The organism is Streptomyces sp. T39, from assembly GCF_008042045.1.
Lineage (GTDB): Bacteria > Actinomycetota > Actinomycetes > Streptomycetales > Streptomycetaceae > Streptomyces.
The window spans coordinates 123,046-147,485 of record NZ_RDBP01000054.1 but is presented as its reverse complement, the minus strand read 5'-3'; the positions used below and the strand labels follow the sequence as shown (position 1 = coordinate 147,485).

The 24,440-nt window shown below is 72.6% G+C and carries 22 protein-coding genes, 2 pseudogenes and 1 riboswitch; of the genes and pseudogenes, 19 read left to right on the top strand and 5 right to left on the bottom strand.

Going from position 1 to position 24,440, the window contains the following annotated elements; translation table 11 throughout:
- Positions 1–216 precede the first annotated feature (216 nt).
- Positions 217–711 (top strand): ATP-binding protein, encoded by a 495-nt coding sequence (locus EAO77_RS32945; RefSeq protein ID WP_147991982.1) that lies wholly within the window; start codon positions 217–219, stop codon positions 709–711.
- 99 nt (positions 712–810) lie between these two features.
- Here EAO77_RS32945 and idi read toward each other — a convergent pair whose 3' ends face one another.
- The 3 genes from idi to EAO77_RS32930 all read right to left on the bottom strand — a co-directional run bounded on the left by idi (position 811) and on the right by EAO77_RS32930 (position 4,010).
- The gene (gene idi, locus EAO77_RS32940) at positions 811–1,404 is read right to left on the bottom strand and encodes an isopentenyl-diphosphate Delta-isomerase (protein ID WP_147991981.1); all 594 of its coding nucleotides are present in this window, start codon (positions 1,402–1,404) and stop codon (positions 811–813) included.
- A gap of 154 nt (positions 1,405–1,558) precedes the next feature.
- Positions 1,559–2,806, bottom strand: a complete 1,248-nt coding sequence (locus EAO77_RS32935) for a bifunctional class I SAM-dependent methyltransferase/N-acetyltransferase (protein ID WP_147991980.1) — start codon at positions 2,804–2,806, stop codon at positions 1,559–1,561.
- Positions 2,807–3,068: 262 nt separating this feature from the next.
- Positions 3,069–4,010, bottom strand: a complete 942-nt coding sequence (locus EAO77_RS32930; protein WP_147991979.1) for a cation diffusion facilitator family transporter — start codon at positions 4,008–4,010, stop codon at positions 3,069–3,071.
- 392 nt (positions 4,011–4,402) lie between these two features.
- On the opposite strand from EAO77_RS32930, the gene EAO77_RS32925 reads away from it, so the two are divergent.
- The 12 genes and pseudogenes from EAO77_RS32925 to EAO77_RS32870 all read left to right on the top strand — a co-directional run.
- On the top strand, positions 4,403–6,211 hold the full coding sequence (locus EAO77_RS32925; protein WP_147991978.1) for a DUF5941 domain-containing protein: 1,809 nt from the start codon (positions 4,403–4,405) through the stop codon (positions 6,209–6,211).
- Positions 6,208–6,945: a sugar phosphate nucleotidyltransferase gene (locus EAO77_RS32920; RefSeq protein WP_147991977.1), complete on the top strand. Its 738-nt coding sequence runs from the start codon at positions 6,208–6,210 to the stop codon at positions 6,943–6,945. The genes EAO77_RS32925 and EAO77_RS32920 overlap by 4 nt, the downstream gene beginning before the upstream one ends.
- Positions 6,933–7,994 (top strand): iron-containing alcohol dehydrogenase family protein, encoded by a 1,062-nt coding sequence (locus EAO77_RS32915; RefSeq protein ID WP_147991976.1) that lies wholly within the window; start codon positions 6,933–6,935, stop codon positions 7,992–7,994. The genes EAO77_RS32920 and EAO77_RS32915 overlap by 13 nt, the downstream gene beginning before the upstream one ends.
- Positions 7,972–8,751, top strand: a complete 780-nt coding sequence (locus EAO77_RS32910; protein ID WP_147991975.1) for a CDP-alcohol phosphatidyltransferase family protein — start codon at positions 7,972–7,974, stop codon at positions 8,749–8,751. Before EAO77_RS32915 ends, EAO77_RS32910 begins: the two co-directional genes overlap by 23 nt.
- A gap of 35 nt (positions 8,752–8,786) precedes the next feature.
- On the top strand, positions 8,787–9,632 hold the full coding sequence (locus EAO77_RS32905) for a glycosyltransferase family 2 protein (RefSeq protein ID WP_147992074.1): 846 nt from the start codon (positions 8,787–8,789) through the stop codon (positions 9,630–9,632).
- A 94-nt stretch (positions 9,633–9,726) separates the two neighbouring features.
- On the top strand, positions 9,727–10,656 hold the full coding sequence (locus EAO77_RS32900) for an ABC transporter permease (RefSeq protein WP_147991974.1): 930 nt from the start codon (positions 9,727–9,729) through the stop codon (positions 10,654–10,656).
- The gene (locus tag EAO77_RS32895) at positions 10,649–11,443 is read left to right on the top strand and encodes an ABC transporter ATP-binding protein (protein WP_187283521.1); all 795 of its coding nucleotides are present in this window, start codon (positions 10,649–10,651) and stop codon (positions 11,441–11,443) included. Before EAO77_RS32900 ends, EAO77_RS32895 begins: the two co-directional genes overlap by 8 nt.
- Before the next feature lie 387 nt (positions 11,444–11,830).
- Positions 11,831–12,748 (top strand): squalene synthase HpnC, encoded by a 918-nt coding sequence (gene hpnC / locus EAO77_RS32890; protein WP_147991973.1) that lies wholly within the window; start codon positions 11,831–11,833, stop codon positions 12,746–12,748.
- An 8-nt stretch (positions 12,749–12,756) separates the two neighbouring features.
- Positions 12,757–13,695, top strand: coding sequence for a presqualene diphosphate synthase HpnD (gene hpnD, locus EAO77_RS32885; protein WP_147991972.1), 939 nt, complete (start codon positions 12,757–12,759; stop codon positions 13,693–13,695).
- Between the two features lie 67 nt (positions 13,696–13,762).
- Positions 13,763–15,139 carry a hydroxysqualene dehydroxylase HpnE gene (gene hpnE, locus EAO77_RS32880; RefSeq protein ID WP_147991971.1) on the top strand — a complete coding sequence of 459 codons (1,377 nt, stop codon included), beginning with the start codon at positions 13,763–13,765 and terminating at the stop codon, positions 15,137–15,139.
- Positions 15,140–15,177: 38 nt separating this feature from the next.
- Positions 15,178–16,263, top strand: a complete 1,086-nt coding sequence (locus EAO77_RS32875) for a polyprenyl synthetase family protein (protein ID WP_147992072.1) — start codon at positions 15,178–15,180, stop codon at positions 16,261–16,263.
- Between the two features lie 203 nt (positions 16,264–16,466).
- A pseudogene (locus EAO77_RS32870) lies at positions 16,467–17,174 on the top strand (squalene--hopene cyclase); the annotation flags it as partial.
- A 70-nt stretch (positions 17,175–17,244) separates the two neighbouring features.
- Here the strand turns inward: EAO77_RS32870 and EAO77_RS32860 are convergent.
- Positions 17,245–17,382 (bottom strand): hypothetical protein, encoded by a 138-nt coding sequence (locus EAO77_RS32860; protein WP_410088746.1) that lies wholly within the window; start codon positions 17,380–17,382, stop codon positions 17,245–17,247.
- Between the two features lie 9 nt (positions 17,383–17,391).
- On the opposite strand from EAO77_RS32860, the pseudogene shc reads away from it, so the two are divergent.
- From shc to EAO77_RS39035, 6 genes and pseudogenes are all read left to right on the top strand, one after another.
- Positions 17,392–18,700: pseudogene (gene shc, locus EAO77_RS32855) on the top strand (squalene--hopene cyclase); the annotation flags it as partial.
- Positions 18,700–19,359, top strand: a complete 660-nt coding sequence (locus EAO77_RS32850) for a 1-hydroxy-2-methyl-2-butenyl 4-diphosphate reductase (protein WP_147991970.1) — start codon at positions 18,700–18,702, stop codon at positions 19,357–19,359. The pseudogene shc and the gene EAO77_RS32850, both read left to right, overlap by 1 nt.
- Positions 19,360–19,364: 5 nt before the next feature.
- Positions 19,365–20,378, top strand: a complete 1,014-nt coding sequence (hpnH, locus tag EAO77_RS32845) for an adenosyl-hopene transferase HpnH (RefSeq protein ID WP_187283520.1) — start codon at positions 19,365–19,367, stop codon at positions 20,376–20,378.
- A 101-nt stretch (positions 20,379–20,479) separates the two neighbouring features.
- The gene (locus tag EAO77_RS32840; RefSeq protein WP_147991968.1) at positions 20,480–21,874 is read left to right on the top strand and encodes an aspartate aminotransferase family protein; all 1,395 of its coding nucleotides are present in this window, start codon (positions 20,480–20,482) and stop codon (positions 21,872–21,874) included.
- A 96-nt stretch (positions 21,875–21,970) separates the two neighbouring features.
- Positions 21,971–22,558: a helix-turn-helix domain-containing protein gene (locus EAO77_RS32835; protein WP_147991967.1), complete on the top strand. Its 588-nt coding sequence runs from the start codon at positions 21,971–21,973 to the stop codon at positions 22,556–22,558.
- A 12-nt stretch (positions 22,559–22,570) separates the two neighbouring features.
- Entirely contained in the window at positions 22,571–22,747 is a 177-nt protein-coding gene (locus EAO77_RS39035; RefSeq protein WP_187283530.1) for a DUF6126 family protein, read from the top strand.
- A 31-nt stretch (positions 22,748–22,778) separates the two neighbouring features.
- Here the strand turns inward: EAO77_RS39035 and EAO77_RS32830 are convergent, their stop codons facing one another.
- Entirely contained in the window at positions 22,779–23,591 is an 813-nt protein-coding gene (locus EAO77_RS32830) for a tyrosine-protein phosphatase (protein WP_147991966.1), read from the bottom strand.
- Positions 23,592–24,110: 519 nt separating this feature from the next.
- Positions 24,111–24,274: riboswitch (cyclic di-AMP (ydaO/yuaA leader) on the top strand.
- The last annotated feature ends 166 nt before the right edge of the window (positions 24,275–24,440 follow it).

Here is a 24,440-nt window from a genome sequence, read left to right as displayed (position 1 = left end):
CGTCGGGAGTCCCGGATGCCGGAAAAAGTGCTGAAACGATCGGCCTGGCGAAGCGGACATAAGGAGGTGCCGAACAGTCGCTCACCTGACGGTGTCATACGCATTCCGTCATGTGTCGCTAAAAGACGGTCAGTTCTGATCAGCTCCACGGGCCGAACCGGCGGACTCCCAACACTGATGACCCAGGGTCAGTCGGATGGAACCGAGGGTGAGACTATGGAGAGCCGCGGGAGCGTGCCGGCCGGGCCGCTGTCGTACGAGGGGGTCTGGAGATTCACCGCCCCGGCGGTCGACGTGTCCGTGCCGCAGGCCAGGCGTGCGGTGCGCGACCTTCTCGGCCGGCAGGGCGTTCCGATCACCGACGACATCGTCCAGGGACTGCTGCTGATCGTCTCCGAACTGGTCACCAACGCCGTACGGCACGCGGCACTGCTGTCGCCCGAGGTCGCGGTCGAGGTGGCGATCGGGGAGCGCTCGGTCCGGGTGTCCGTCGAGGACAACCACCCCTACCGGCCGAAGGCGCTGGAGACCGACTCGGCGCAGACCGGCGGCCGCGGTCTGCTGCTGGTGCGGGAGATCACCCGCGAGGCGGGCGGGGTGTGCGACGTCGAGCACACCGCCGGCGGCGGCAAGATCATCTGGGCCGAGCTCCCCCTCGCGCCCGTGTTCCACGCCGACGCGGTCCTGCACACCGACCCCACACCGCTGTAGCCGGGCGGGACGTGCCCGCCTCCCGTGCGCGCCCGCCCCCGTGCACGCCCGCGGCCCCGAGCCGCCGAGGGCGCGGGGCCGCGGACCGGCACACGGGCCTCACCAGCCGCCGGCGGATCCGGTCAGCTCCCTGATCGCCGGGCGGGCGGCGTCCAGCACGGTCATGAACCACGCCGAGAACGGCGCCCCGGCGTGCAGTTCCATCAGCTCGGCCGGGGTGACGAACACCGTCTCGCCGACCTCCTCCGCGTCGGGCCGCAGCGACGACTGGGCCATCCCCACGAACAGGTGGTTGAACTCCTGCTCCACCAGGCCCGATGCCGGGTCCGGGTGGTTGTAGCGCACCGTTCCCGCCTCGGCCAGCAGCGTGGGCGAGATGCCCAGCTCCTCGTAGGTGCGCCGGGCCGCGGCCGTGAACGGCGCCTCGCCGGGGTACGGGTGGCCGCAGCAGGTGTTCGACCAGACGCCGGGGGAGTGGTACTTGCCGAGTGCGCGGCGCTGGAGCAGCAGCCGCCCCTGCTCGTCGAAGAGGAACACGGAGAACGCCCGGTGCAGCTGTCCCGGCGCCTGGTGGGCGGCGAGCTTCTCCGCGGTGCCGATCGTATTGCCCTGCTCGTCGACGAGTTCGAGCAGAATCGCTGGTGCGGTGCCGTTCGGCGAACTGTTCGCCGCGGCGGCTGATGTGATCGGCATAACCATCCTTCGCTTCGGTCCTCGGCCCGGGGGAGCCCGGCCCAGTCTGCCGCAAAGACGGGCCTTCTCCGCACTTCGGCCGCCGGGCATGTCCGCCACGCCGCGCACGGGCGACGGCGGGCGGACAGCCCGAGGACGGGCCCCCGGGACGGCGTCAGACGCCGAAAGCCGCCGGATATCGGATCGTGCCGCCCGCGGCGGCGGCCGAGCCGTCCAGCGTCATGGCCATCATCGCGTCGTCGGGGACGTCGAAGGTCGGCTTGATTCCATATGCGGAGGCACGTTCGAAGCCGAACCCCGGGTAGTACGCGGGATGCCCGAGCACGACCACCAGGACCTCACCGCGTGCCCGCGCCGCGTCCAGCACGGCCCGGACGACGGCCCGGCCCGCGCCCGTCCGCTGGAAACGGGGAGCCGTGGCGACCGGCGCCAGCGCGAGGGCCGGTGCGTCACCGACCCTGCACCGGGTCAGCAGCGCGTACGCCGCGACGGTGCCGTCCGCGGCCTCGGCCACGTACGACAGGCCGGGCAGCCATGCGTCCGGGTCCCGGCGCAGCGCGTCCACCAGCCGTGCCTCGTCCGGCGTGGGGAACGCGGCGGTGACCACCTCGCGGACGGCCGCGAGGTCCGCCTCGGTCTCGGGGCGGGCGCGCCAGCGGGGGTCGGCCGGGACGCACACGTAGCCGGTGCAGCCGTACGCGTCGCCGTGGTCGCGCCGCACGGCGATCTCGGCGCGGGCGCCGGCCACCGCCTCGGCCGTGCCGGGCGTGCGGGTGTCCGCCGCGTCGGCGCGCGCGGCGAGCTGCGCGTGGTACTCGTCCCAGTCGCTTCCGGGCAGGCGGTGCACCAGGCGCAGGGTGTAGCCGGCTGCCGAGACGGCGGCGCAGTTGCCGGCGGTGGTGCGCGGCGCGGCCCGCCCCCGGAAGGCGCGGGCGGCGGCCGGGGGAGCCGCGGTGGTCCACTCGCACGCCGTCACGACGAGTGAGCCGTCCGGCGCGAGAAGCCGCCGGCACGAGGCGAGCGCGGTGTCGAAACCGATCAGGTGCGCGGAGCCCTCCGCCCAGACGAGGTCGAACGACCCGTCGGGGAAGGCGGAGAGGTCCGCCATGTCGGCGCGGACGGTGCGGACGGCGTCGCCGAGCCCCCGGACGCCGGCGGCCCGGCGCAGTTCGTCGAGGGAGGGCTGGTGCACATCGACGGCGGTGACCTGCGCCCCCGCCTCCGCGGCGAGCAGCAGGGCGGACCGCCCGCGGCCGCAGCCCAGGTCGAGCACGCGCGGGCGTGCGGGCAGCGGCCCGGCGGCGGCCAGCAGGCGCCGGGAGGTGTCGTCGGAACCGGGGCCCTGGCGCGGCAGACCGTGGCGCAGGGCGAGGAAGGCGTCGTGCAGTGTGATGTCGGACAACGTGGAACCCCATGGATGAATCGGGCACCCGCCGACGGGACGACCGGGCCCGGCGACAGCCGGACGGCCGGTCGGATCAGCTCGGATCAGTGTCGGCCGGAAGCCCGGGAGCCGGAGATGACGGGCCGGGCGCCGCGCGAGGCGGCCTTCGCCGTGACAGTCATCCTTCTCAGCTCCTCCCGGGGGCGGCCGCCCGCTGCGCGCGGGTCCGGCCGGGGGCGTCCACACGCCCCTGCCGGCACCCTAACAACAACCGCCCGGCTCAGTGACAGAGTTTCGCCTCGTGCTCGGCGTGACCGGCGGGCTCCAGCTGGAACGTGCAGTGCTCGACGTCGAAGTGCCCGCCGATGCAGCCCTGGAGTTCGTGCAGCAGTTTCTCGTGTCCGACCGCGTCCAGCACGTCCTGGCTCACCACCACGTGCGCGGAGAGGACGGGCATGCCCGAGGTGATGGTCCACGCGTGCAGGTCGTGCACGTCCGCGACGCCGGGCAGCGCGAGGATGTGCTCGCGCACCTCTGCCATGTCCACGCCCTTGGGCGCGGCCTCCAGCAGGACGTCGAGCGTCTCGCGCAGCAGCCGCACCGTGCGCGGCACGATCATCAGGCCGATGGCGAGCGAGGCGATCGGGTCCGCGTACTGCCAGCCCGTGGCCATGATGACGGCCGCCGAGACCAGCACCGTCACCGAGCCCAGCGCGTCCGCCAGCACCTCCAGATACGCGCCCCGGACGTTGAGGCTCTCCTTCTGCCCGCGTATCAGCAGGGAGAGGGAGACCATGTTGGCCACCAGGCCGACGAGCGCGAAGACGACGGTCAGACCGCTGCGCGTCTCGGTGGGTGTGATGAAACGCTCCACCGCCTCGAAGAGCAGGAAGCCGCCGACGCCGAGCAGCAGCAGACAGTTGGCCAGTGCCGCCAGGATCTCGGCCCGGGCGTAGCCGAAGGTCCGGTTGTCACCGGCGGGCCGGTTGGCGACATGGATGGCGAGCAGGGCCATGGCCAGGCCCACGGCGTCCGTGGCCATGTGGGCCGCGTCCGCGATCAGCGCCAGCGAACCGGAGAGCACACCGCCGACGATCTCCAGCACCATCACCCCGAGGGTGATGGCGAGCGCGATCCGCAGCCGGCCCCGGTGGGCCGCAGCCGCCGTACCGGTGGGAGGCGGGCCGCCGTGCGTGTGCCCGTGATCGTGCCCTGCCCCCATGGAACGCCTCCCGTTGTCGTGTGGCACGGGATCCCTCCCGTGCCCCTCGAGCCTCAGTGAACTACGGGTGGGGGGTATGGTCAACACGGCACTGAACACCGTTGTCATGTGCTCTGACCTGCGAAAATGCGTGCAGGTCAGGATGGGTGCGGCCGGACGGGCGACCCCGTCCCCCCGCCGGACGGTGCCCGCGGGGGGCGCTGTCCGGGACCCAGGTTTGGAGCCCGGGGTGATCATCGACAATGATGAGCCCGCGGGTCTCGGCGGCATGAACGGCCGATGAATTCCCGCACTTCTCCATCCGATAGCCTCTGCCGACGCGCCGCCGCCCCGGGGTCCGGGCCGGGCGCCGCCGTCCGCCAAGCACCGCCAGCCACAAGGAGTGGGTTCGTCTGTCGACCGCCATCCTCACCGGCCCGCCGGTACCCGGATCGTCGCTCGAAGGCGATCTGCGGTCGCTCGGTTTCGACGTGCGGACCGCCGACGGTCCCGGCGACGCGGCCCGGCTGCTCGCCGCGGCTCCCGCCGGCGACCGGGTCGCCCTCGTCGACCCCCGCTTCGTCGGTCACCTCCACGCCCTGCGCCTGGCGCTGACCGACCCGCGCTTCCCGGTGGCAGCCGTGACCGGCGCGCTCACCGCCCGGCCCGCGGCCCGTGCCGCGCTGACCGGGGCCGTCCGCGGCGTCACCGCCGGGGAGCCGGCCGCCGGCGAGGTGCTCGTCGACGAGGTCGCCGCGGCGCTCGACGCCGACGGCACCGCCGTGCACCGCCCCGAGCTGGGCTCGCTGGTCGCCGAGGTGCCCGCCGAGGCCCAGGAGCGGCACGAGGCCCGTTCCCGGGTCGACGCCGTCGACGACGAGGCGATCCGGCTGCGCTCCGCGGTGAAGGCCCGGGACGGCTTCTTCACCACCTTCTGCATCAGCCCCTACTCGCGCTACATCGCCCGCTGGTGCGCCCGCCGGGGGCTGACCCCGAACCAGGTCACCACCGCCTCGCTGATCACCGCGCTGATCGCGGCGGGCTGCGCCGCCACCGGCACCCGGACCGGCTACGTGGCCGCCGGAGTGCTGCTGCTCCTCTCCTTCGTCCTGGACTGCACCGACGGGCAGCTCGCCCGTTACTCCCTGCAGTACTCGACGATGGGCGCCTGGCTCGACGCCACGTTCGACCGGGCCAAGGAGTACGCCTACTACGCGGGCCTCGCCCTGGGCGCCGCCCGCGGCGGCGACGACGTGTGGGCGCTCGCGCTCGGCGCGATGGTCCTCCAGACCTGCCGGCACGTCGTCGACTTCTCGTTCAACGAGGCCAACCACGACGCCACGGCGAACACCAGCCCCACCGCCGCCCTGTCGGACCGGCTGGACAGCGTGGGCTGGACGGTGTGGGCCCGGCGCATGATCGTGCTGCCCATCGGCGAACGCTGGGCCATGATCGCCGTGCTCACCGCCCTGACCACGCCCCGCGTCGTCTTCTACGCGCTCCTCGTCGGCTGCGCCTTCGCCGCCTGCTACACCACCGCGGGCCGTGTGCTGCGGTCCCTGACCCGCAGGGCCCGCAGGACCGAGCGCGCCACCGCGGCGCTGGCCGACCTCACCGACACCGGCCCGCTGGCCGGCGCCGTGGCCCGCGCCGCGTCCGCCGCCGCCCGGCGCCTGCCGGGCGTCGTCCCGCTCGCCGCGGCCGTCGCCGGCGCCGCCGCGCTGGTGCTCTGCGCGGCCCTCACCGGCCACGGCTCCGGCTGGACCGTGGCCGCGGCCGTCGTGTACTGCCTCACCTCCGGTATCGCCGTCGCCCGGCCGCTCGGCGGCCCCCTGGACTGGCTGGTGCCCCCCGTGTTCCGCGCCGCCGAGTACGGCACCGTGCTCGTCCTCGCCGCCGGCGCGGAGGTGAACGGGGCCCTGCCCGCGGCTTTCGGCCTGGTGGCGGCCGTCGCCTACCATCACTACGACACCGTGTACCGCATCCGCGGCGGCACGGGCGCGCCCCCGCACTGGCTGGTGCGGGTGATCGGCGGGCACGAGGGGCGGGTCCTGGCAGTGGCACTGCTGGCCTTCCTGCTGGACGGCGAGGACTTCGCCGTCGCCCTCACGGCCCTCGCCGCGGCCGTGGCCCTCGTGGTGCTGACCGAGAGCATCCGCTTCTGGACGGCAGCCGCCCGCGGTGGTGCACCCGCCGTACACGACGAAGGAGAACCCGCATGATCGGCCTCGTACTGGCAGCCGGTGCCGGACGGCGTCTGCGCCCCTACACCGACACGCTCCCGAAGGCCCTCGTGCCCGTGGACGGCGAGACGACCGTCCTCGACCTCACCCTCGGCAACTTCGCCGAGATCGGGCTCACCGAGGCCGCGATCGTCGTCGGCTACCGCAAGGAGGCCGTCTACGAGCGCAAGGCGGCCCTGGAGGCGAAGTACGGCCTGAAGCTCACCCTCGTCGACAACGACAAGGCCGAGGAGTGGAACAACGCCTACTCCCTGTGGTGCGCCCGTGACGTGCTCGCCGAGGGCGTCATCCTCGCCAACGGCGACACCGTCCACCCCGTCTCCGTCGAGCGGACGCTGCTCGCCGCCCGCGGCGAGGGCCGGCGGATCATCCTCGCCCTCGACGCGGTCAAGCAGCTGGCCGACGAGGAGATGAAGGTCATCACCGCCGAGGGCAGGGGCGTCACCCGGATCACCAAGCTGATGGACCCGGCCACCGCGACCGGCGAGTACATCGGCGTCACGCTGATCGAGCCGGAGGCCGCCGCCGACCTCGCCGACGCGCTGAAGGCCACCTTCGAGCGCGACCCGGACCTCTACTACGAGGACGGATACCAGGAGCTGGTCGACCGCGGCTTCACCATCGACGTGGCCCCCATCGGCGAGGTGCAGTGGGTCGAGATCGACAACCACGACGACCTCGCGAAGGGCCGTGGGATCGCGTGCCAGTACTGACCCGGCTCATCCCCTCTCCGGTCGTCGTCGACATCCGCTCGGGTGCCCTCGACGACCTCGCGGGGATCCTCGCCGACCAGCGCATCTCCGCCTCCGGCAAGCTCGCGTTCGCCGTCAGCGGCGGCTCCGGCCGCGCGCTGCGCGACCGGCTGTCCCCGGCCCTGCCGGGCGCCGACTGGTACGAGGTCTGCGACGGCACCATCGACTCCGCGGTGCAGCTCGCCGACGACATCAAGGGCCGGCGCTACGACGCCGTCGTCGGCCTCGGCGGCGGCAAGATCATCGACGCGGCCAAGTACGCGGCCGCCCGGGTCGGCCTGCCGCTGGTCGCGGTCGCGACCAACCTCGCCCACGACGGCCTGTGCTCGCCGATCTCGATCCTCGACAACGACAACGGCCGCGGCTCCTACGGCGTCCCCTCGCCGATCGCCATGGTGATCGACCTCGACGTGGTCCGCGACGCCCCGGTCCGCTTCGTCCGCTCCGGCATCGGCGACGCGATCTCCAACATCTCGGCCATCGCCGACTGGGAACTCGCGCACAAGGTCAACGGCGAGCCCGTCGACGGCCTCGCCGCCGCGATGGCCCGCACCGCGGGCGAGGCGGTGCTGCGCCACCCCGGCGGCGTCGGCGACGACGAGTTCCTCACCGTGCTCGCCGAGGCCCTGGTCCTGTCCGGCATCGCCATGTCGATCAGCGGCGACTCCCGCCCCTCGTCCGGCGCCTGCCACGAGATCAGCCACGCCTTCGACCTGCTGTACCCCCAGCGGGCCGCCAGCCACGGCGAGCAGGTCGGCCTCGGCGCCGCGTTCGCCATGCACCTGCGCGGCGCGCACGACGACGCGCGGCTCTTCGCCGACGTGCTGCGCCGGCACGGGCTGCCCGTCCTGCCGCAGGAGATCGGGTTCTCCACGGACGAGTTCGTCCGTGCCGTGGAGTACGCACCGCAGACCCGCCCGGGACGGTTCACCGTCCTGGAGCACCTCGACCTCAGCCACGACCAGATCAGGGACGCGTACGCCGACTATGCCAAAACCATCAGTAGCTGAACTCCGCCCGGTCGTTCACCCGGCGGGCGTGAAGGACCGGCGTAGCGGGGAACACTGGGGCGGCCGCCTCTACATGCGGGAGATCTCGCTGCGGATAACCCGGCACCTGGTCGTCACCCGGATCACGCCCAACCAGCTGACGTACGTGATGACCCTGTGCGGTGTGCTCGCGGCCCCCGCCCTGCTGGTGCCGGGCGTCTGGGGCGCCGTCCTCGGCGTGGTGATGGTGCAGCTGTACCTGCTGCTCGACTGCGTCGACGGCGAGGTCGCCCGCTGGAAGAAGCAGTTCTCGCTGGGCGGCGTCTACCTGGACCGGGTCGGCGCCTACCTGTGCGACGCCGCGGTCCTGGTCGGCTTCGGCCTGCGCGCCGCCGACCTGTGGGGCCCCGGCCGGATCGACTGGCTGTGGGCGTTCCTCGGCACCCTGGCGGCCCTCGGCGCCATCCTGATCAAGGCCGAGACCGACCTCGTCGGCGTCGCCCGCCACCAGGGCGGCCTGCCGCCCGTCAAGGAGTCGGCCTCCGAGCCGCGCTCCTCGGGCATGGCGCTCGCCCGCAGGGCGGCCGGGGCGCTCAAGTTCCACCGGCTCGTCCTCGGCATCGAGGCGTCGCTGCTGATCCTGGTCCTGGCGGTCGTGGACACGGTCAGGGACGACCTGTTCTTCTCCCGCCTCGGTGTCGCCGTCCTCGCCGGCATCGCGATGCTGCAGACCGTGCTCCACCTCGTGTCGATCCTGGCGTCGAGCAGGCTGAAGTGACCGCACCGCTCACCCTGGGCGCGGTGATCATCACGATGGGCACCCGCCCCGCCGAGCTGCGCGCCCTGCTCGATTCGGTCGCCGCGCAGGAGGGCGACCGGATCGAGGTGGTCGTCGTCGGCAACGGCGCCCCTGTCCGGGACGTGCCCGAGGGTGTGCGCACCGTGGAGCTGCCCGAGAACCTGGGCATCCCCGCGGGGCGCAACGTCGGCATCGAGGCGTTCGGCCCCGGTGGCCGTGACGTCGACGTCCTGCTCTTCCTGGACGACGACGGGCTGCTGGCCGGGCGGGACACCGGGCGGCTGGTCCGGGAGGCCTTCGCGGCCGATCCGCGGCTCGGCATCGTCGGCTTCCGCATCGCGGACCCGGAGACCGGGCTCACCCAGCGGCGCCACGTGCCCCGCCTGCGCGCCGGCGACCCGATGCGCTCCTCGCGGGTGACGACGTTCCTGGGGGGAGCCAACGCCGTGCGGACCGCCCTGCTCGGTGAGGTGGGACCCCTGCCCGGGGAGTTCTTCTACGCGCACGAGGAGACCGACCTCGCCTGGCGGGCGCTGGACGCCGGCTGGGGCATCGAGTACCGGTCGGACATGGTGCTGCTGCACCCGACGACGCCGCCGTCCCGCCATGCCGTGTACCACCGCATGGTCGCGCGCAACCGCGTCTGGCTGGCCCGCCGCAACCTGCCTCTGCCGCTGATCCCGCTCTACCTCGGCGTGTGGATCCTGCTGACGCTGCTGAGGCGGCCGACGGCGGCCGCGCTGAGGGCCTGGTTCGGCGGGTTCGCGGAGGGCTGGCGCACCCCCTGCGGGCCCAGGCGGCCCATGAGGTGGCGTACGGTGTGGCGGCTCACCCGGCTGGGCCGACCCCCTGTCGTCTGACAAGCTCGGCTCTGACAACATCTGGGCCGTAGAACACCTGCGGGACACAGATTTCCCCCGAACGCCGCGCATGTGAACACGAAAGTCTCAACTTGTGAGTGACACAACCCACGACGGTGCCGTCGCGACGAGCCCGGCGCCGTCACCCGACGACGGTCTCACCCCGTCGCAGCTCGCCGAGAAGTACGGCCTGGCGGTCAGCGGTGCCCGTCCCGGCCTGCTCGAGTACGTCAGCCAGCTGTGGGGTCGGCGGCACTTCATCCTGGCCTTCTCCCAGGCCAAGCTGACGGCCCAGTACAGCCAGGCGAAGCTCGGCCAGCTGTGGCAGGTCGCGACGCCGCTGCTCAACGCACTCGTCTACTTCCTGATCTTCGGGCTGATCCTCCAGGCCAACCGGGGCATGTCGACCGACGTGTACGTCCCGTTCCTGGTGACGGGTGTGTTCGTCTTCACCTTCACGCAGAGCTCGGTGATGGCCGGTGTCCGGGCCATCGCCGGCAACCTCGGCCTGGTCCGCGCGCTGCACTTCCCGCGCGCGTCGCTGCCGGTGTCGTTCTCGCTCCAGCAGCTCCAGCAGCTGCTGTTCTCCATGGTCGTGCTGATCGCGGTCGTCGTGGTCTTCGGTTCGATGCCGACCTGGTCGTGGCTGCTGGTGGTGCCCGCACTGGCGCTCCAGTTCGTCTTCAACACCGGCCTGGCGCTGATCATGGCCCGGCTCGGTTCCAAGACGCCCGACCTCGCGCAGCTGATGCCGTTCATCATGCGCACGTGGCTGTACGCGTCCGGTGTGATGTTCTCCATCCCGGAGATGCTCAAGGACCGTCCGGCCTGGATCGCGGACGTCCTGATGTACAACCCGGCGGCCGTGTACATGGACCTCATCCGGTTCGCCCTGATCGACGAGTACGGCTCCTCGAACCTGCCGGACCACGTGTGGGCGGCGGGGCTCGGCTGGGCCCTCCTCGTCGGGATCGGGGGCTTCGTGTACTTCTGGAAGGCGGAGGAGCGGTACGGCCGTGGCTGACAAGATCGACATCAACGGCGGAGCCCGTGTCCCCACGGTCATCGCCGACGACGTGCACATCGTCTACCGGGTGAACGCCGGCAGCGGCGGCAAGGGCAGCGCCACCGCGGCCCTCAGCCGGATCCTGCGCCGCGAGAAGGGCGAGTCGCGCGGTGTGCGCAAGGTGCACGCGGTCCGCGGTGTCACCTTCACCGCCTACCGCGGCGAGGCCATCGGCCTCATCGGCACCAACGGCTCCGGCAAGTCGACCCTGCTGCGGGCCATCGCCGGCCTGCTGCCCACCGAGAGCGGCAAGGTCTACACCGACGGCCAGCCCTCGCTGCTCGGCGTCAACGCCGCCCTGATGAACGACCTGACGGGCGAGCGCAACGTCATACTCGGCGGCCTGGCCATGGGGATGTCCCGCGAGGAGATCCGCGAGCGCTACCAGGGCATCGTCGACTTCTCCGGCATCAACGAGAAGGGCGACTTCATCACCCTGCCGATGCGCACCTACTCGTCGGGCATGGCCGCCAGGCTCCGGTTCTCCATCGCCGCCGCGAAGAACCACGACGTGCTGATGATCGACGAGGCGCTGGCCACCGGTGACCGGCGCTTCCAGATCCGGTCCGAGCAGCGCATCCGTGAGCTCCGCAAGGAGGCGGGCACGGTCTTCCTGGTCAGCCACAGCAACAAGTCGATCAGGGACACCTGCGACCGCGTCCTGTGGCTGGAGAAGGGCGAGCTGCTGATGGACGGGCCCACCGACGAGGTCATCAAGGCGTACGAGAAGGAGACGGGCAAGTAGCCCGCGTCCCGTCACGACCCGGGGACCCCCGCCGCGGCCGCGCGGTGGGGGTCCCGGCGTGTCCGGGGGCCGTTCCCGGGCAAGTGCCTCCCGCCGTGCGGGAGTCGGCCCCGGCCGGGGCGGGAGCGCGGTCCGCGGCGGGGGACCCCCGCGACGGCACGCCGCCTTGTACAACGTAAGCTGTAGCAGTGCTCATTCGCGGCAAGTGCGAAGATTTCGCCGTATATGCCGCAGTGTCGACGGTCGAAGGTGCCGGGAGCGGACAGCGGCGTGTCCGAAATGGGTTGTATTGGGTCGGCAGTGTAGAACGGGAGATGTGACGGCCATGACGGAAACCCTCCAGCTCCGCGAGGCTCCCGCCGTCCCCGCGGGACCGGGCAGAGCCCTGTGACGGCCGCCCGCCGGACGCGCGGGGCCCCCGCCCGCGCCACCCTCGACAAGGCCGCCGACGAGAACTTCCCCGTCGCCCCCTTCTTCTTGCCCCGCGCCTGGCGCGACGACCTCATGGCGGTCTACGGCTTCGCCCGCCTCGTCGACGACATCGGCGACGGCGACCTCGCACCCGGCGGTGAGGACGCCCGGCTGCTCGGCGTCGCCCCCGAGAAGGCCGCCGACCCGCTCGCGCTGCTCGACGCCTTCGAGACCGACCTCCTGCGGGTCTTCGGCCCCGCCGCCGAGACCCCGCGCCACCCCCTGCTGAGCGCCCTGCGCCCCACCGTCCGGCGCCACGCGCTCACCCCCGAACCCTTCCTCGGCCTCGTCGCCGCCAACCGGCAGGACCAGCTGGTCCGCCGCTACGCCACCTGGGACGACCTGCGCGACTACTGCCGGCTCTCCGCCGACCCCGTCGGCCGGCTCGTCCTCGCCCTCACCGGCACCGCGAGCCCCGAGCGCGTCCGCCGCTCCGACGCCGTGTGCACCGCGCTCCAGGTCGTCGAACACCTCCAGGACGTCGCCGAGGACCTCGCCCGCGACCGGATCTACCTCCCCGCCGAGGACCTGGACCGCTTCCGGGTCGGCGAGGACGACCTCGCCGCCCCCACCGCGAACGCCTCCGTCCGCGCGCTGATCGCCTTCGAGGCGGACCGCGCCGCCCGCCTGCTCGACGAGGGCACGGCCCTCGTCGGCAGCGTCCACGGGCGGCTGCGGCTGCTGCTCGCCGGATTCGTCGGCGGTGGGCGTGCCGCCCTCGCCGCGATCGCCGCCGCCGGACATGATGTGCTGCCCGGACCGCCCAAAGCCGCAAGGACCGACGTGCTGCGCGAAACGGCCGCCGTCCTGCGACGAGCACGTAGAAAGGGATGAGCCGGACGATGGAGGGACCGACCCGCATGCCTGCGCCGGTGCAGGCCGCATACCGCTACTGCGAGGCCGTGACCGGCCAGCAGGCCCGTAACTTCGCGTACGGCATCAGGCTGCTCCCCGCCGGCAAGCGCCAGGCCATGTCCGCGCTCTACGCCTTCTCCCGCAGGGTCGACGACATCGGCGACGGCACCCTCGCCCCCGAGACCAAGCACGTGCGGCTGGAGGACACCCGCGCCCTGCTCGACCGCATCCGCAAGGGCGACGTCGAGGACGACGACACCGACCCCGTCGCCGTGGCCCTCGCCGACGCCGCCCAGCGCTACCCCCTGCCGCTCGACGGGCTCGACGAACTCATCGACGGCGTCCTGATGGACGTCCGCGGCACCACCTACGAGACCTGGGACGACCTCAAGGTCTACTGCCGCTGCGTCGCCGGAGCCATCGGACGTCTCTCCCTCGCGGTGTTCGGCACCCAGCCCGGCGCCCGCGGCGCCGAACGCGCCCCCGAGTACGCCGACACCCTCGGACTCGCCCTCCAGCTCACCAACATCCTCCGCGACGTCTGCGAGGACGCGGCCGGCGGACGGATCTACCTCCCCGCCGACGACCTCGCCAAGTTCGGCTGCTCCGACGGCTTCGGCTCCGGGCGCCCGCCGGCCGGCGCCGACTTCGCCGGCCTCGTCCACTACGAAGTCCGGCGCGCCCGCGCCCTGTTCACCGAGGGATACCGGCTGCTGCCGATGCTGGACCGCCGCAGCGGCGCCTGCGTCGCCGCGATGGCCGGCATCTACCGCCGCCTCCTGGACCGCATCGAACGCGACCCAGGCGCCGTGCTCCGGGGCCGGGTCTCGCTGCCCGGACACGAGAAGGCGTACGTCGCCGTCCGCGGCCTGTCCGGCTTCGACGCCCGGGGCATCGGGCGCCAGGGCCACGGGAGCCGGCCGTGACGGCGCCGCACGCCCCCGCACCCCGCCGCCCGCGCACCGCGGACGCCCCGCACCGAAGGGGGACCGCATGACGTCCGCACCGGGCCGCGCCGTGGTGATCGGCGGCGGCATCGCCGGCGTCACCGCCGCGCTGCGCCTCGCCGACGCCGGACTCGGGGTCACCCTCCTCGAAGGACGGCCCCGCCTCGGCGGACTCGCCTTCTCCTTCCGGCGCGGGGACCTCACCGTCGACAACGGACAGCACGTCTACCTGCGCTGCTGCACCGCCTACCGCTGGTTCCTCGACCGCGTCGGCGGCACCGCCCTCGCCCCCCTCCAGGACCGGCTCGACGTGCCCGTGCTCGACGTCGCCGGCCCCCGCGGGCCCCGCCTCGGCCGGCTCCGCCGCACCGCGCTGCCCGTCCCGCTCCACCTGGCCGGCGGCCTCGCCCGCTACCCCCACCTCTCCCTCGCCGAACGCGCGGGCGTCGCACGCGCCGCGCTCGCCCTGAAGAAGCTCGACCCCGCCGACCCCGCGCTCGACGGCATCGACTTCGCCACCTGGCTCGGCCGCCACGGGCAGTCCCCGCGCACCGTCGCCGCCCTGTGGGACCTCGTCGGCGTCGCCACCCTCAACGCCCGCGCCCCGCAGGCGTCCATGCAACTGGCCGCCATGGTCTTCCGGACGGGCCTGTTGTCCGAGCCGGGCGCCGCCGACATCGGATGGGCCCGCGTCCCCCTCGGCGAACTCCACGACACCCTCGCCCGCAAGGCCCTCGACGAGGCCGGCGTCGTGACCGAGCTCTCCACCCGCGTACGGCACATCGGCCGCGGCGACGACGGCCGCTGGCGCGTCGCCGCCGGCACGGGGCACCTCGACGCCGACACCGTCGTCCTCGCCGTCGCCCAGCGCGAGGCGCACGCCCTGCTGCCCGACGGCGCGCTCGACGACCCCGACCGGCTGCTCGACATCACCACGTCGCCCATCCTCAACGTCCACGTCCTGTACGACCGCACGGTGCTGCGCCGCCCCTTCTTCGCCGCTCTCGGCACCCCCGTGCAGTGGGTCTTCGACCGCACCGAGGCGGCGGGCGTCCGGCAGGGCCAGTACCTGGCCCTGTCCCAGTCCGCCGTCGAGGACGAGATCGACGACCCCGTCGCCGTCCTGCGGGAGCGCTACCTGCCCGAGCTGGAACGTCTGCTGCCCGCCGCGCGCGGCGCACGGGTCCGCGACTTCTTCGTCACCAGGGAGCGCAACGCGACGTTCACGCCCGCCCCGGGCGTCGGACGGCTCCGGCCGGGTGCGCGCACCACGGCACCCGGCCTGTACCTTGCTGGCGCGTGGACTGCCACCGGCTGGCCCGCGACCATGGAGGGTGCCGTGCGCAGCGGCTTCAGTGCCGCAGACGCTGCGCTCTCCACGCTCGGCCGCCGCCAAGAACATCCGCTCGAGGAGGCGGCGTGAGCACCAGTACTGGAACCAGAGGAGTAAGCGTGCCGACAGTGCCCTCGGCTCATCCGGCTGAAGACACCGCACAGACCGCAACGACCGCGCCCGGCACGGACATCGCCGCCCTGCTCGAACGCGGACGCACCCTGTCCACGCCGGTGCTGCGCGCGGCCGTGGACCGCCTCGCCGCGCCCATGGACACCGTGGCCGCCTACCACTTCGGCTGGATCGACGCGGAGGGCAACCCCGCGGAGGGCGACGGCGGCAAGGCCGTGCGCCCCGCGCTCGCACTGCTGTCCGCCGAGGCCGCGGGCGCCGCCCCCGAGGTCGGCGTCCCCGGCGCCGTCGCCGTGGAACTGGTCCACAACTTCTCGCTGCTCCACGACGACCTCATGGACGGCGACGAACAGCGCAGGCACCGGGACACCGTGTGGAAGGTCCACGGCCCCGCCCAGGCCATCCTCGTCGGCGACGCGCTGTTCGCCCTCGCGGGCGAGATCCTGCTGGAACTCGGGACCGTGGAAGCCGGCCGGGCCACCCGCCGACTGACCACCGCCACCCGCAAGCTCATCGACGGCCAGGCGCAGGACATCTCCTACGAGCACCGCGAGCGGGTCACCGTCGAGGAATGCCTGGAGATGGAGGGCAACAAGACCGGCGCGCTGCTGGCCTGCGCCGTCTCCATCGGCGCCGTCCTCGGCGGCGCCGACGACCGGACCGCCGACACCCTGGAGGCGTACGGCTACCACCTCGGCCTCGCCTTCCAGGCCGTCGACGACCTGCTCGGCATCTGGGGCGACCCCGTCGCCACCGGCAAGCAGACCTGGAGCGACCTGCGCCAGCGCAAGAAGTCCCTGCCGGTGGTCGCCGCGCTCGCCGCGGGCGGACCGGCCTCCGAGCGGCTCGCCGAACTCCTCGCCGCCGACGCCAAGAGCAACGACTTCGACAGCTTCTCCGAGGAGGAGTTCGCCGTCCGGGCGGCCCTCATCGAGGAGGCGGGCGGCCGCGAGTGGACCGCCCAGGAGGCACGGCGCCAGCACACGGTCGCCGTCGAGGCGCTCGGCCGGGTGGACATGCCGGAAACGGTCCGCGCACAGCTCACCGCGCTCGCGGACTTCGTCGTCGTACGAAAGAGATGATCGCCATCACCCGCAGGACCCCCGCGTGCCGCGCCACCGCGCCGCGCAGAAACGTCACACGCGGCACCGCCGCGTGCGGTACCGGCACCCCACGGAGCATCCGCCGCACCATATGAAGCGCGTCGCCGGCCGGTGACGCCACCGCGTCACCGGCCGACGTCATACCCCAGCTCAGCAGAGACCACTGCCACGAAGGGGAGACCATGACTGCGACGACCGACGGAAGCGGCGGGCCCCTGGGGGCCGGCCCCGCACCTGCCGGCGAGACCCGTACCACCACCCGGGGGCCCGAGGCCCCCGCCCCGCACGACCTCAAGGAGAGCGCCGCCCGCGCCGCGGAACGCGCCGTCGAGCACCTGCTCGCACGCCAGGACACCGAAGGCTGGTGGAAGGGCGACCTCGAGACCAATGTGACCATGGACGCCGAGGACCTCCTGCTCCGGCAGTTCCTCGGCATCCGCGACGAGGCGACCACCGAGGCGTCCGCCCGCTTCGTGCGCGGACAGCAGCGCGACGACGGCACCTGGGCCTCCTTCTACGGCGGCCCCGGCGAACTGTCCACCACCGTCGAGGCGTACGTCGCCCTGCGCCTCGCGGGCGACCGGCCCGACGACCCCCACATGCTGCGTGCCGCCAGCTGGATCCGCGGCCGGGGCGGCATCGCGGCGAGCCGCGTCTTCACCCGCATCTGGCTCGCCCTGTTCGGCTGGTGGAAGTGGGACGACCTCCCCGAACTGCCGCCGGAACTGATCTTCCTGCCGAAGTGGTTCCCGCTGAACATCTACGCCTTCGGCTGCTGGGCGCGGCAGACCATCGTCCCGCTGAGCGTGGTGTCCGCGCTGCGGCCGGTGCGCCCCGCCCCGTTCACCCTGGACGAACTGCACACCGACCCCGCCGCGCCCAGCAGCCGAAGGCGTAGATGTTCAGCGGGAACCACTTCGGCAGGAAGATCAGTTCCGGCGGCAGTTCGGGGAGGTCGTATCAGTTCCGGCGGCAGTTCGGGGAGGTCGTGACGGCGAAGCGGTCCAGCGAGGCGATCCCGGCACGCATCACGGGGTGTTCGCGGTCGTAGCCGAGCAGATGGAGGGCGATCACCGAGTAGACGGCCGGCGGCTGGATGCCGCCCCAGCATCCGTCGTTCTCCTGGCGTTCGATGATCCAGCGSGCCGACCGCGCCCTGCACCTCTACCACCGGGTGGCGCCGCGCCGGCTGCGGCGCACGGCGATGAACAACGCGGCCCGCTGGATCATCGAACGCCAGGAGAACGACGGATGCTGGGGCGGCATCCAGCCGCCGGCCGTCTACTCGGTGATCGCCCTCCATCTGCTCGGCTACGACCGCGAACACCCCGTGATGCGTGCCGGGATCGCCTCGCTGGACCGCTTCGCCGTCTGGCGCGAGCAGGACGGACTGCCGGTCCGCATGATCGAGGCGTGCCAGTCGCCGGTCTGGGACACCTGCCTCGCCACCGTCGCCCTGGCCGACGCCGGTCTGCCCGCCGACCACCCGGCCCTGGTGAAGGCCGCCGACTGGATGCTGGGCGAACAGGTCGTCAGGCCCGGCGACTGGGCGGTGCGCCGGCCGCAGCTCAATCCCGGCGGCTGGGCGTTCGAGTTCCACAACGACAACTACCCCGACACCGACGACACGGCCGAGGTCGTGCTCGCCCTGCGCCGGGTCGACCACGGCGAGCCGGCACGCGTGGACGCGGCCGTCGCCCGCGGCGTGCGCTGGACTCTCGGCATGCAGTCCCGCAACGGGGCCTGGGGCGCCTTCGACGCCGACAACACCGGCACGCTCCCCAACAAGCTGCCCTTCTGCGACTTCGGCGAGGTGATCGACCCGCCCTCCGCCGACGTCACCGCCCATGTCGTCGAGATGCTGGCCCACGAGGGCATGGCCGACCACCCCCGCACCCGGCGCGGCATCCAGTGGCTCCTCTCCGAACAGGAGCCCAACGGCGCCTGGTTCGGCCGCTGGGGCGTCAACTACCTCTACGGAACCGGCTCGGTCGTACCCGCCCTGATCGCGGCCGGACTGCCCGCCGCGCATCCCGCCGTCCGCCGCGCGGTCGGCTGGCTGCGCTCCGTCCAGAACGACGACGGAGGCTGGGGCGAGGACCTGCGCTCCTACCGGGAACGCGGAGCGATCGGCCGCGGCACCTCCACCGCGTCCCAGACCGCCTGGGCGCTCCTCGCACTCCTCGCGGCGGGCGAGGAGGACGGCGCGGCCGCCCGCCGGGGCATCGCCTGGCTGACGTCCGCCCAGCGCCCCGACGGCTCCTGGGACGAACCGGAGTTCACCGGCACCGGCTTCCCCTGGGACTTCTCGATCAACTACCACCTCTACCGGCAGGTCTTCCCGCTCACCGCCCTCGGCCGCTACGTCCACGGCGAACCGGTCGTCGGGGCCGCGGCCGCCCGCAGGGGCCGCTGATGGGCACCGTGCCGGAACCCGACGGCTCCGGCCCGCCGCTGCTGATCGCCTGCGCCCTCGGCATCGAGAGGCTCGCCCTGCGGGGCGGCCTCACGGGCCGGAGCGCCGGCGGCGGCGCGGCCCGGGTCCTGCGCACCGGCATGGGACCGGCCAACGCCGCACGGGCCGTCCTCGCTGCCTGCTCCGGCGAACCCCTCAGGGAGGCCGCCGTCATCGCCTCCGGCTTCTGCGCCGGCCTGGTGCCGGGCATGCACCCCGGAGATCTCGTCGTCGCCGACGGGACCAGCGCCGACGGCGTCACCACCCCGTGCACCGCCGCGGCCCTGCTGCGCGACGCGGTCGCCAGGGCCGTCCCCGGCCGCGCCGTGCACGGCGGGGTGCTGGCGGGCGTCGACCACGTGGTGCGCGGCCCCGAGCGCGCCTTGCTGGAGGCCACCGGGGCGATCGCCGTCGACATGGAGTCGGCCGCCACGCTGGGCAGCGCACTGAGCGCCGGCCCCCGCCCCGTTGCCGCCGTCCGGGTGGTCGTGGACGCCCCGGAGCACGAGCTGGTCCGTATCGGCACGGTACGCGGGGGAATATCGGCCTTCCGTGTTCTCCGCGCCGTGCGTCCCGCATTCCACGAATGGCACCGTTCTTTGCTGCTCCCCAGGAGGTGAGCCAGATGGCCATGCCGCTCCGCCAGACCATCAGGGTCGGTACGTATCTCTTCGAACAGAAGCTCCGCAGGCGGGAGAAGTTCCCGCTGATCGTCGAACTGGAGCCGCTCTACGCGTGCAACCTGGCGTGCGAGGGGTGCGGGAAGATCCAGCACCCGGCCGGTGTGCTCAAGCAGCGGATGCCGGTGGCGCAGGCGGTCGGGGCGGTCCTGGAGTCCGGTGCCCCGATGGTCTCCATCGCCGGCGGCGAGCCGCTGATGCACCCCCAGATCGACGAGATCGTCCGCCAGCTGGTCGCCCGCAGGAAGTACGTCTTCCTCTGCACCAACGCCGTGCTGCTGCGCAAGAAGATCGAGAAGTTCACCCCCTCGCCCTATTTCGCCTTCGCGGTGCACATCGACGGGCTGCGCGAGCGGCACGACGCCTCGGTCGCCAAGGAGGGCGTCTTCGACGAGGCGGTGGAGGCGATCAAGGAGGCCAAGCGCCGCGGCTTCCGGGTCACCACCAACTCGACCTTCTTCAACACCGACACCCCGCAGACCGTCGTCGAGGTCCTCGACTACCTCAACGACGAGCTGAAGGTCGACGAGATGATGATCTCGCCCGCCTACGCCTACGAGAAGGCGCCCGACCAGGAGCACTTCCTCGGGGTCGAGCAGACCCGGGAACTGTTCCGCAAGGCGTTCTCCGGCGGCAACCGGCGGCGCTGGCGCCTCAACCACTCGCCCCTCTTCCTCGACTTCCTGGAGGGCAGGGCGGACTTCCCCTGCACCGCCTGGGCGATCCCCAACTACTCGCTCTTCGGCTGGCAGCGCCCCTGCTACCTGATGAGCGACGGCTACGTGCCCACCTACCGGCAGCTGATCGAGGAGACCGACTGGAACTCCTACGGCCGCGGCAAGGACGCCCGCTGCGCCAACTGCATGGCCCACTGCGGATACGAGCCCACCGCGGTCCTCGCCACGATGGGCTCCCTGAAGGAGTCGCTGCGCGCCGCACGCGAGTCCGTGTCGGGCTGACAGGGAAGCGGCAGGCGGCCGCGACCCCGGCCGCCGCCACCGCGGCACCGCCCGGCCGGACGCCGGGAGCGAGGAGCGAGGCAGATGAGGAGAGGCGAGCGATGACCCGGTCACCCGGAGGCTTCGACCTGACGGAGCTGCTGGCGCGGCGCGGAGCGGAACGCTACGAACTGCACAGCCGCCATCTCAACCACCAGCTACCCCGGATGCTGCGCACCATCGGCTTCGACAAGGTCTACGAGCGGGCCGAGGGCGCCTACTTCTGGGACGCCGAGGGCAACGACTACCTCGACATGCTGGCCGGCTTCGGCGTCATGGGCCTCGGACGCCACCACCCGGTCGTCCGCAAGGCGCTCCACGACGTCCTCGACGCGCAGCTCGCCGACCTCACCCGCTTCGACTGCCAGCCGCTGCCCGGACTCCTCGCCGAGCGGCTGCTCGCCCAGACCCCCCACCTCGACCGCGTCTTCTTCGGCAACAGCGGCACGGAGGCGGTGGAGACGGCGCTCAAGTTCGCCCGCCGCGCCACCGGCCGGCCGCGGGTCCTGTACTGCACCCACGCCTTCCACGGGCTCACGGCCGGCTCCCTGTCGGTCAACGGCGAGAACGCCTTCCGGGACGGGTTCGCCCCCCTGCTGCCCGACACGGCGGTCGAACTCGGCGACCTCGACGCGCTGGAGCGCGAACTGCGCACCGGGGACGTCGCCGCGCTCGTCGTCGAGCCGGTCCAGGGCAAGGGCGTCAATCCGGCGCCGCCCGGCTACCTCCGCTCCGCCCAGGAGCTGCTGCACGCCCACGGTGCGCTCCTCGTCGCGGACGAGGTGCAGACGGGGCTCGGCCGCACCGGCGACTTCTACGCCTTCCAGTACGAGGCGGGCGTCGAGCCCGACCTGGTCTGTGTGGCGAAGGCGCTCTCCGGCGGCTACGTGCCCGTCGGCGCCACCCTCGGCAAGGACTGGATCTTCAAGAAGGTCTATTCCTCCATGGACCGGGTCCTCGTGCACTCCGCCAGTTTCGGCTCCAACGCGCAGGCGATGGCGGCCGGTCTCGCCGTGCTGTCGGTCCTGGAGGACGAGCACGTCGTCGCCAACGCGCGCGTCACCGGCGAGCTGCTGCGGTCCCGGCTCGCGGCCCTGGTCGGCCGGTACGAGCTGCTGCACGAGGTCCGGGGCCGCGGGCTGATGATCGGCATCGAGTTCGGCCGGCCGGAGTCGATCGGGCTCCGCAGCCGCTGGGCGATGCTCCAGGCTGCTCGCAAGGGGCTGTTCGCGCAGATGGTCGTGGTGCCGCTGCTCCAGCGGCACCGGATCCTCACCCAGGTCTCCGGGGACCACATGGAGGTGATCAAGCTGATCCCGCCGCTGATCATCGGGGAGCGGGAGGTCGACCGCTTCGTGTCGGCGTTCACCGCCGTCATGGACGACGCCCACAACGGCGGCGGCCTGATGTGGGACTTCGGCAGGACCCTGGTGCGCCAGGCCGTCGGCAACCGCTGAGCGGGCCCTTCGTCCCCGAACCGGGGCTCCGTCCCGGTCTTTTGCCTCACAGGCAAGAAACTTGCCTCAGCGGCAAGTGAGTGGCGCAATGGACGCATGACCACATCCGCCGCAGCGCCGGCCGACGGGCTCGACCGCGTCGCCCCCCGGCTGCGCGACATGCGCCGCAGCAGAGGGCTGACCCTGGAGGCCGCCGCCCAGCGCGCCGGACTCTCGCCCGCCCATCTGTCACGTCTGGAGACCGGGAACCGCCAGCCCTCGCTGCCGATGCTGCTCGCGCTCGCCAGGATCTACGGTACGACGGTCGGCGAGGTGCTCGGCGAGCTGCCGCCCGAGGAGCAGCCCGTCATCAGGGGCGGCCGCACCGTCCCGATGAACGCCGACGGCTGGACGTACCACCAGGTCGGCGCCTCCGGCCGCGCCATGCAGGCGCTCCGGGTCGTGGTGCCGTACGGCGCGCAGGGCGATCTGGTCCGGGTGCATCCCGGCGAGGAGTGGCTGTACGTCCTCGACGGACGCCTGCGCCTCGCCCTCGGGGACACCGTCCACGAGCTCGCGCCCGGCGACAGCGCCCACTTCGACTCGCTGACGCCCCACCGGATCGCGGCGGCCACGCCCGCGGGCACCGAGCTGCTCTTCATGCACACCCTGCTCCAGAGCCCCGATGTCCACCCGCACGTCTGACCCGGAAGGTACGTGACGCAGCACATGTCGCACGATCCGCTGGACGGCAGGCAGCGCCCGGACGCGAGCCCGCGTGAGGACCGTTTCCCTCGCGGGCTGGTGATCCGTCTCTTCGCCTATCTGATCGCCGGCCACCTGGTGGCCGCCTTCCTGTACCTGCTGTTCCTCGTGGGCGGCCAGAACCAGTAGCGGGGCCCGTGGCACCGCGCGGCCGCCCCGCTCAGGCGTCCTCGACGAGCCGTTCGCGCAGCCGCTCGCGGGTCTCGGGGGAGAGGCCGAGGCCCTCGGAGAAGTACCGCTCGGTCCCGCCCCAGGTCTCGTCGATCGTCTCGAACGCGGCCGCCAGGTAGGCGGCGCGGGCGTCGAAGAGCGGGTTGAGCAGTTCCATGACCTCCGCCGACATGGCCTCCGGCGCATCCGAGCTGCGGCGCACCTTGTAGCGGCGGTGGGGGTCGTTGGACTTCAGGTAGTCCGCCTCGATGGCGTCGCGTTCGACGCCCACCGCGAGCAGGGTGACCGCGATGGAGAGACCGGCGCGGTCCTTGCCCGCCGCGCAGTGCATCAGCGCGGGCACGCTGTCCTCGGCGAGGGCGTGCAGCACGCGGCTGTGCTCGGCCGTCCGCTGGGTGACGATCAGGCGGTACGAGGCGATCATCCGGTCGGCGCCCTTGCCGTCCGCCAGGATCGCCTTGAGCTGGTCGAGGTTCCCGTCGCGGACCATCCGCCAGAACTCCGCACCGTCCGCCGGGTCGCTCAGCGGCAGGTTGACGTTGCGCACGCCGGGCAGCTCGACGTCCGGGCCCTCCAGCCGGTGGTCGGCGGCGTTGCGGAAGTCGAAGACCGTGTGCAGTCCGAGCGTCGTCAGGTACGCGGCGTCGCTCGCCGTGGCGTGCGCGAGATGGCCGCTGCGGAACAGCCGGCCGTACCGCACCCGCCGGCCGTCGACGGTGGGCAGCCCGCCGACGTCGCGGAAATTGCGGACTCCGGCGAGTTCGGGCTCTGTCGACGGGGCCTGCGGCAGCTGCTGCGTCACGTGGACTCCTTCGGATGACTGCCGTCGGCGGTCGCCGACGGAGGCGCGAACCCGACGATACGACACGCGTTCATCATTCAATCGTCCTGTTCGCGCCGGGTCGTGCGGGTGGCTCCGGGAGCACTTCTGCCGCCGCGGCGGTCTCCCGTCGGAGCCGTCGGCAGGGAAAGAGGGCGAAGCCGGACGATGCCACCGATCTTGAGCGGCAAATAGGCCGCAGAACAGCCTTTCGCGCAATGTGTCCGAATTGGTGTGTTGGGGATGGCGTGCCCCGCATGAAAAGGAAATGGGTCCGGGGTCGTGAGCAGGATCTCACCGGTGACGGAACGTGCCCGATCTCCCAGGGGCAACTCCCGCCCCAGGTGGGGGATCGCCGTTTCCGGCTCCACGCAGGGTGACGGGAAAAGGCGCACTCGTACGGGTCCGGCAATGACTTCCGGAAATCGGCGCTTGTTCCCGCCGAGTGCATTCGCCTACGGTCACGCTCGATCCGGACGGAACGCCTAATCCTGCCGCCGACCGGACAACCCACCGAACCCACGTGTGGCAGGAGCGGGGGAACCAGGTAGTACGCCGTATCCGGAGAATTCGGACGGCTTGGGGTGAAATCGCGTACATCACGCGAACGGGCATCTCCAGCCCGAACCCGACAGCTCACCTCGCAGGCGCCGGAGAGGAAAGCGCCATGCCCGGAAAGGGTAAGCACCGCCGTCCCAAGGCCAGCCCCATCACCCGCGGCTTCGTCGTCGCCGGTACCGGCGRCGACGAAGCCGCGGGTGATGGGGCTGGCCTTGGGACGGCGGTGCTTACCCTTTCCGGGTTGGGACGGCGGTGCTTACCCTTTCCGGG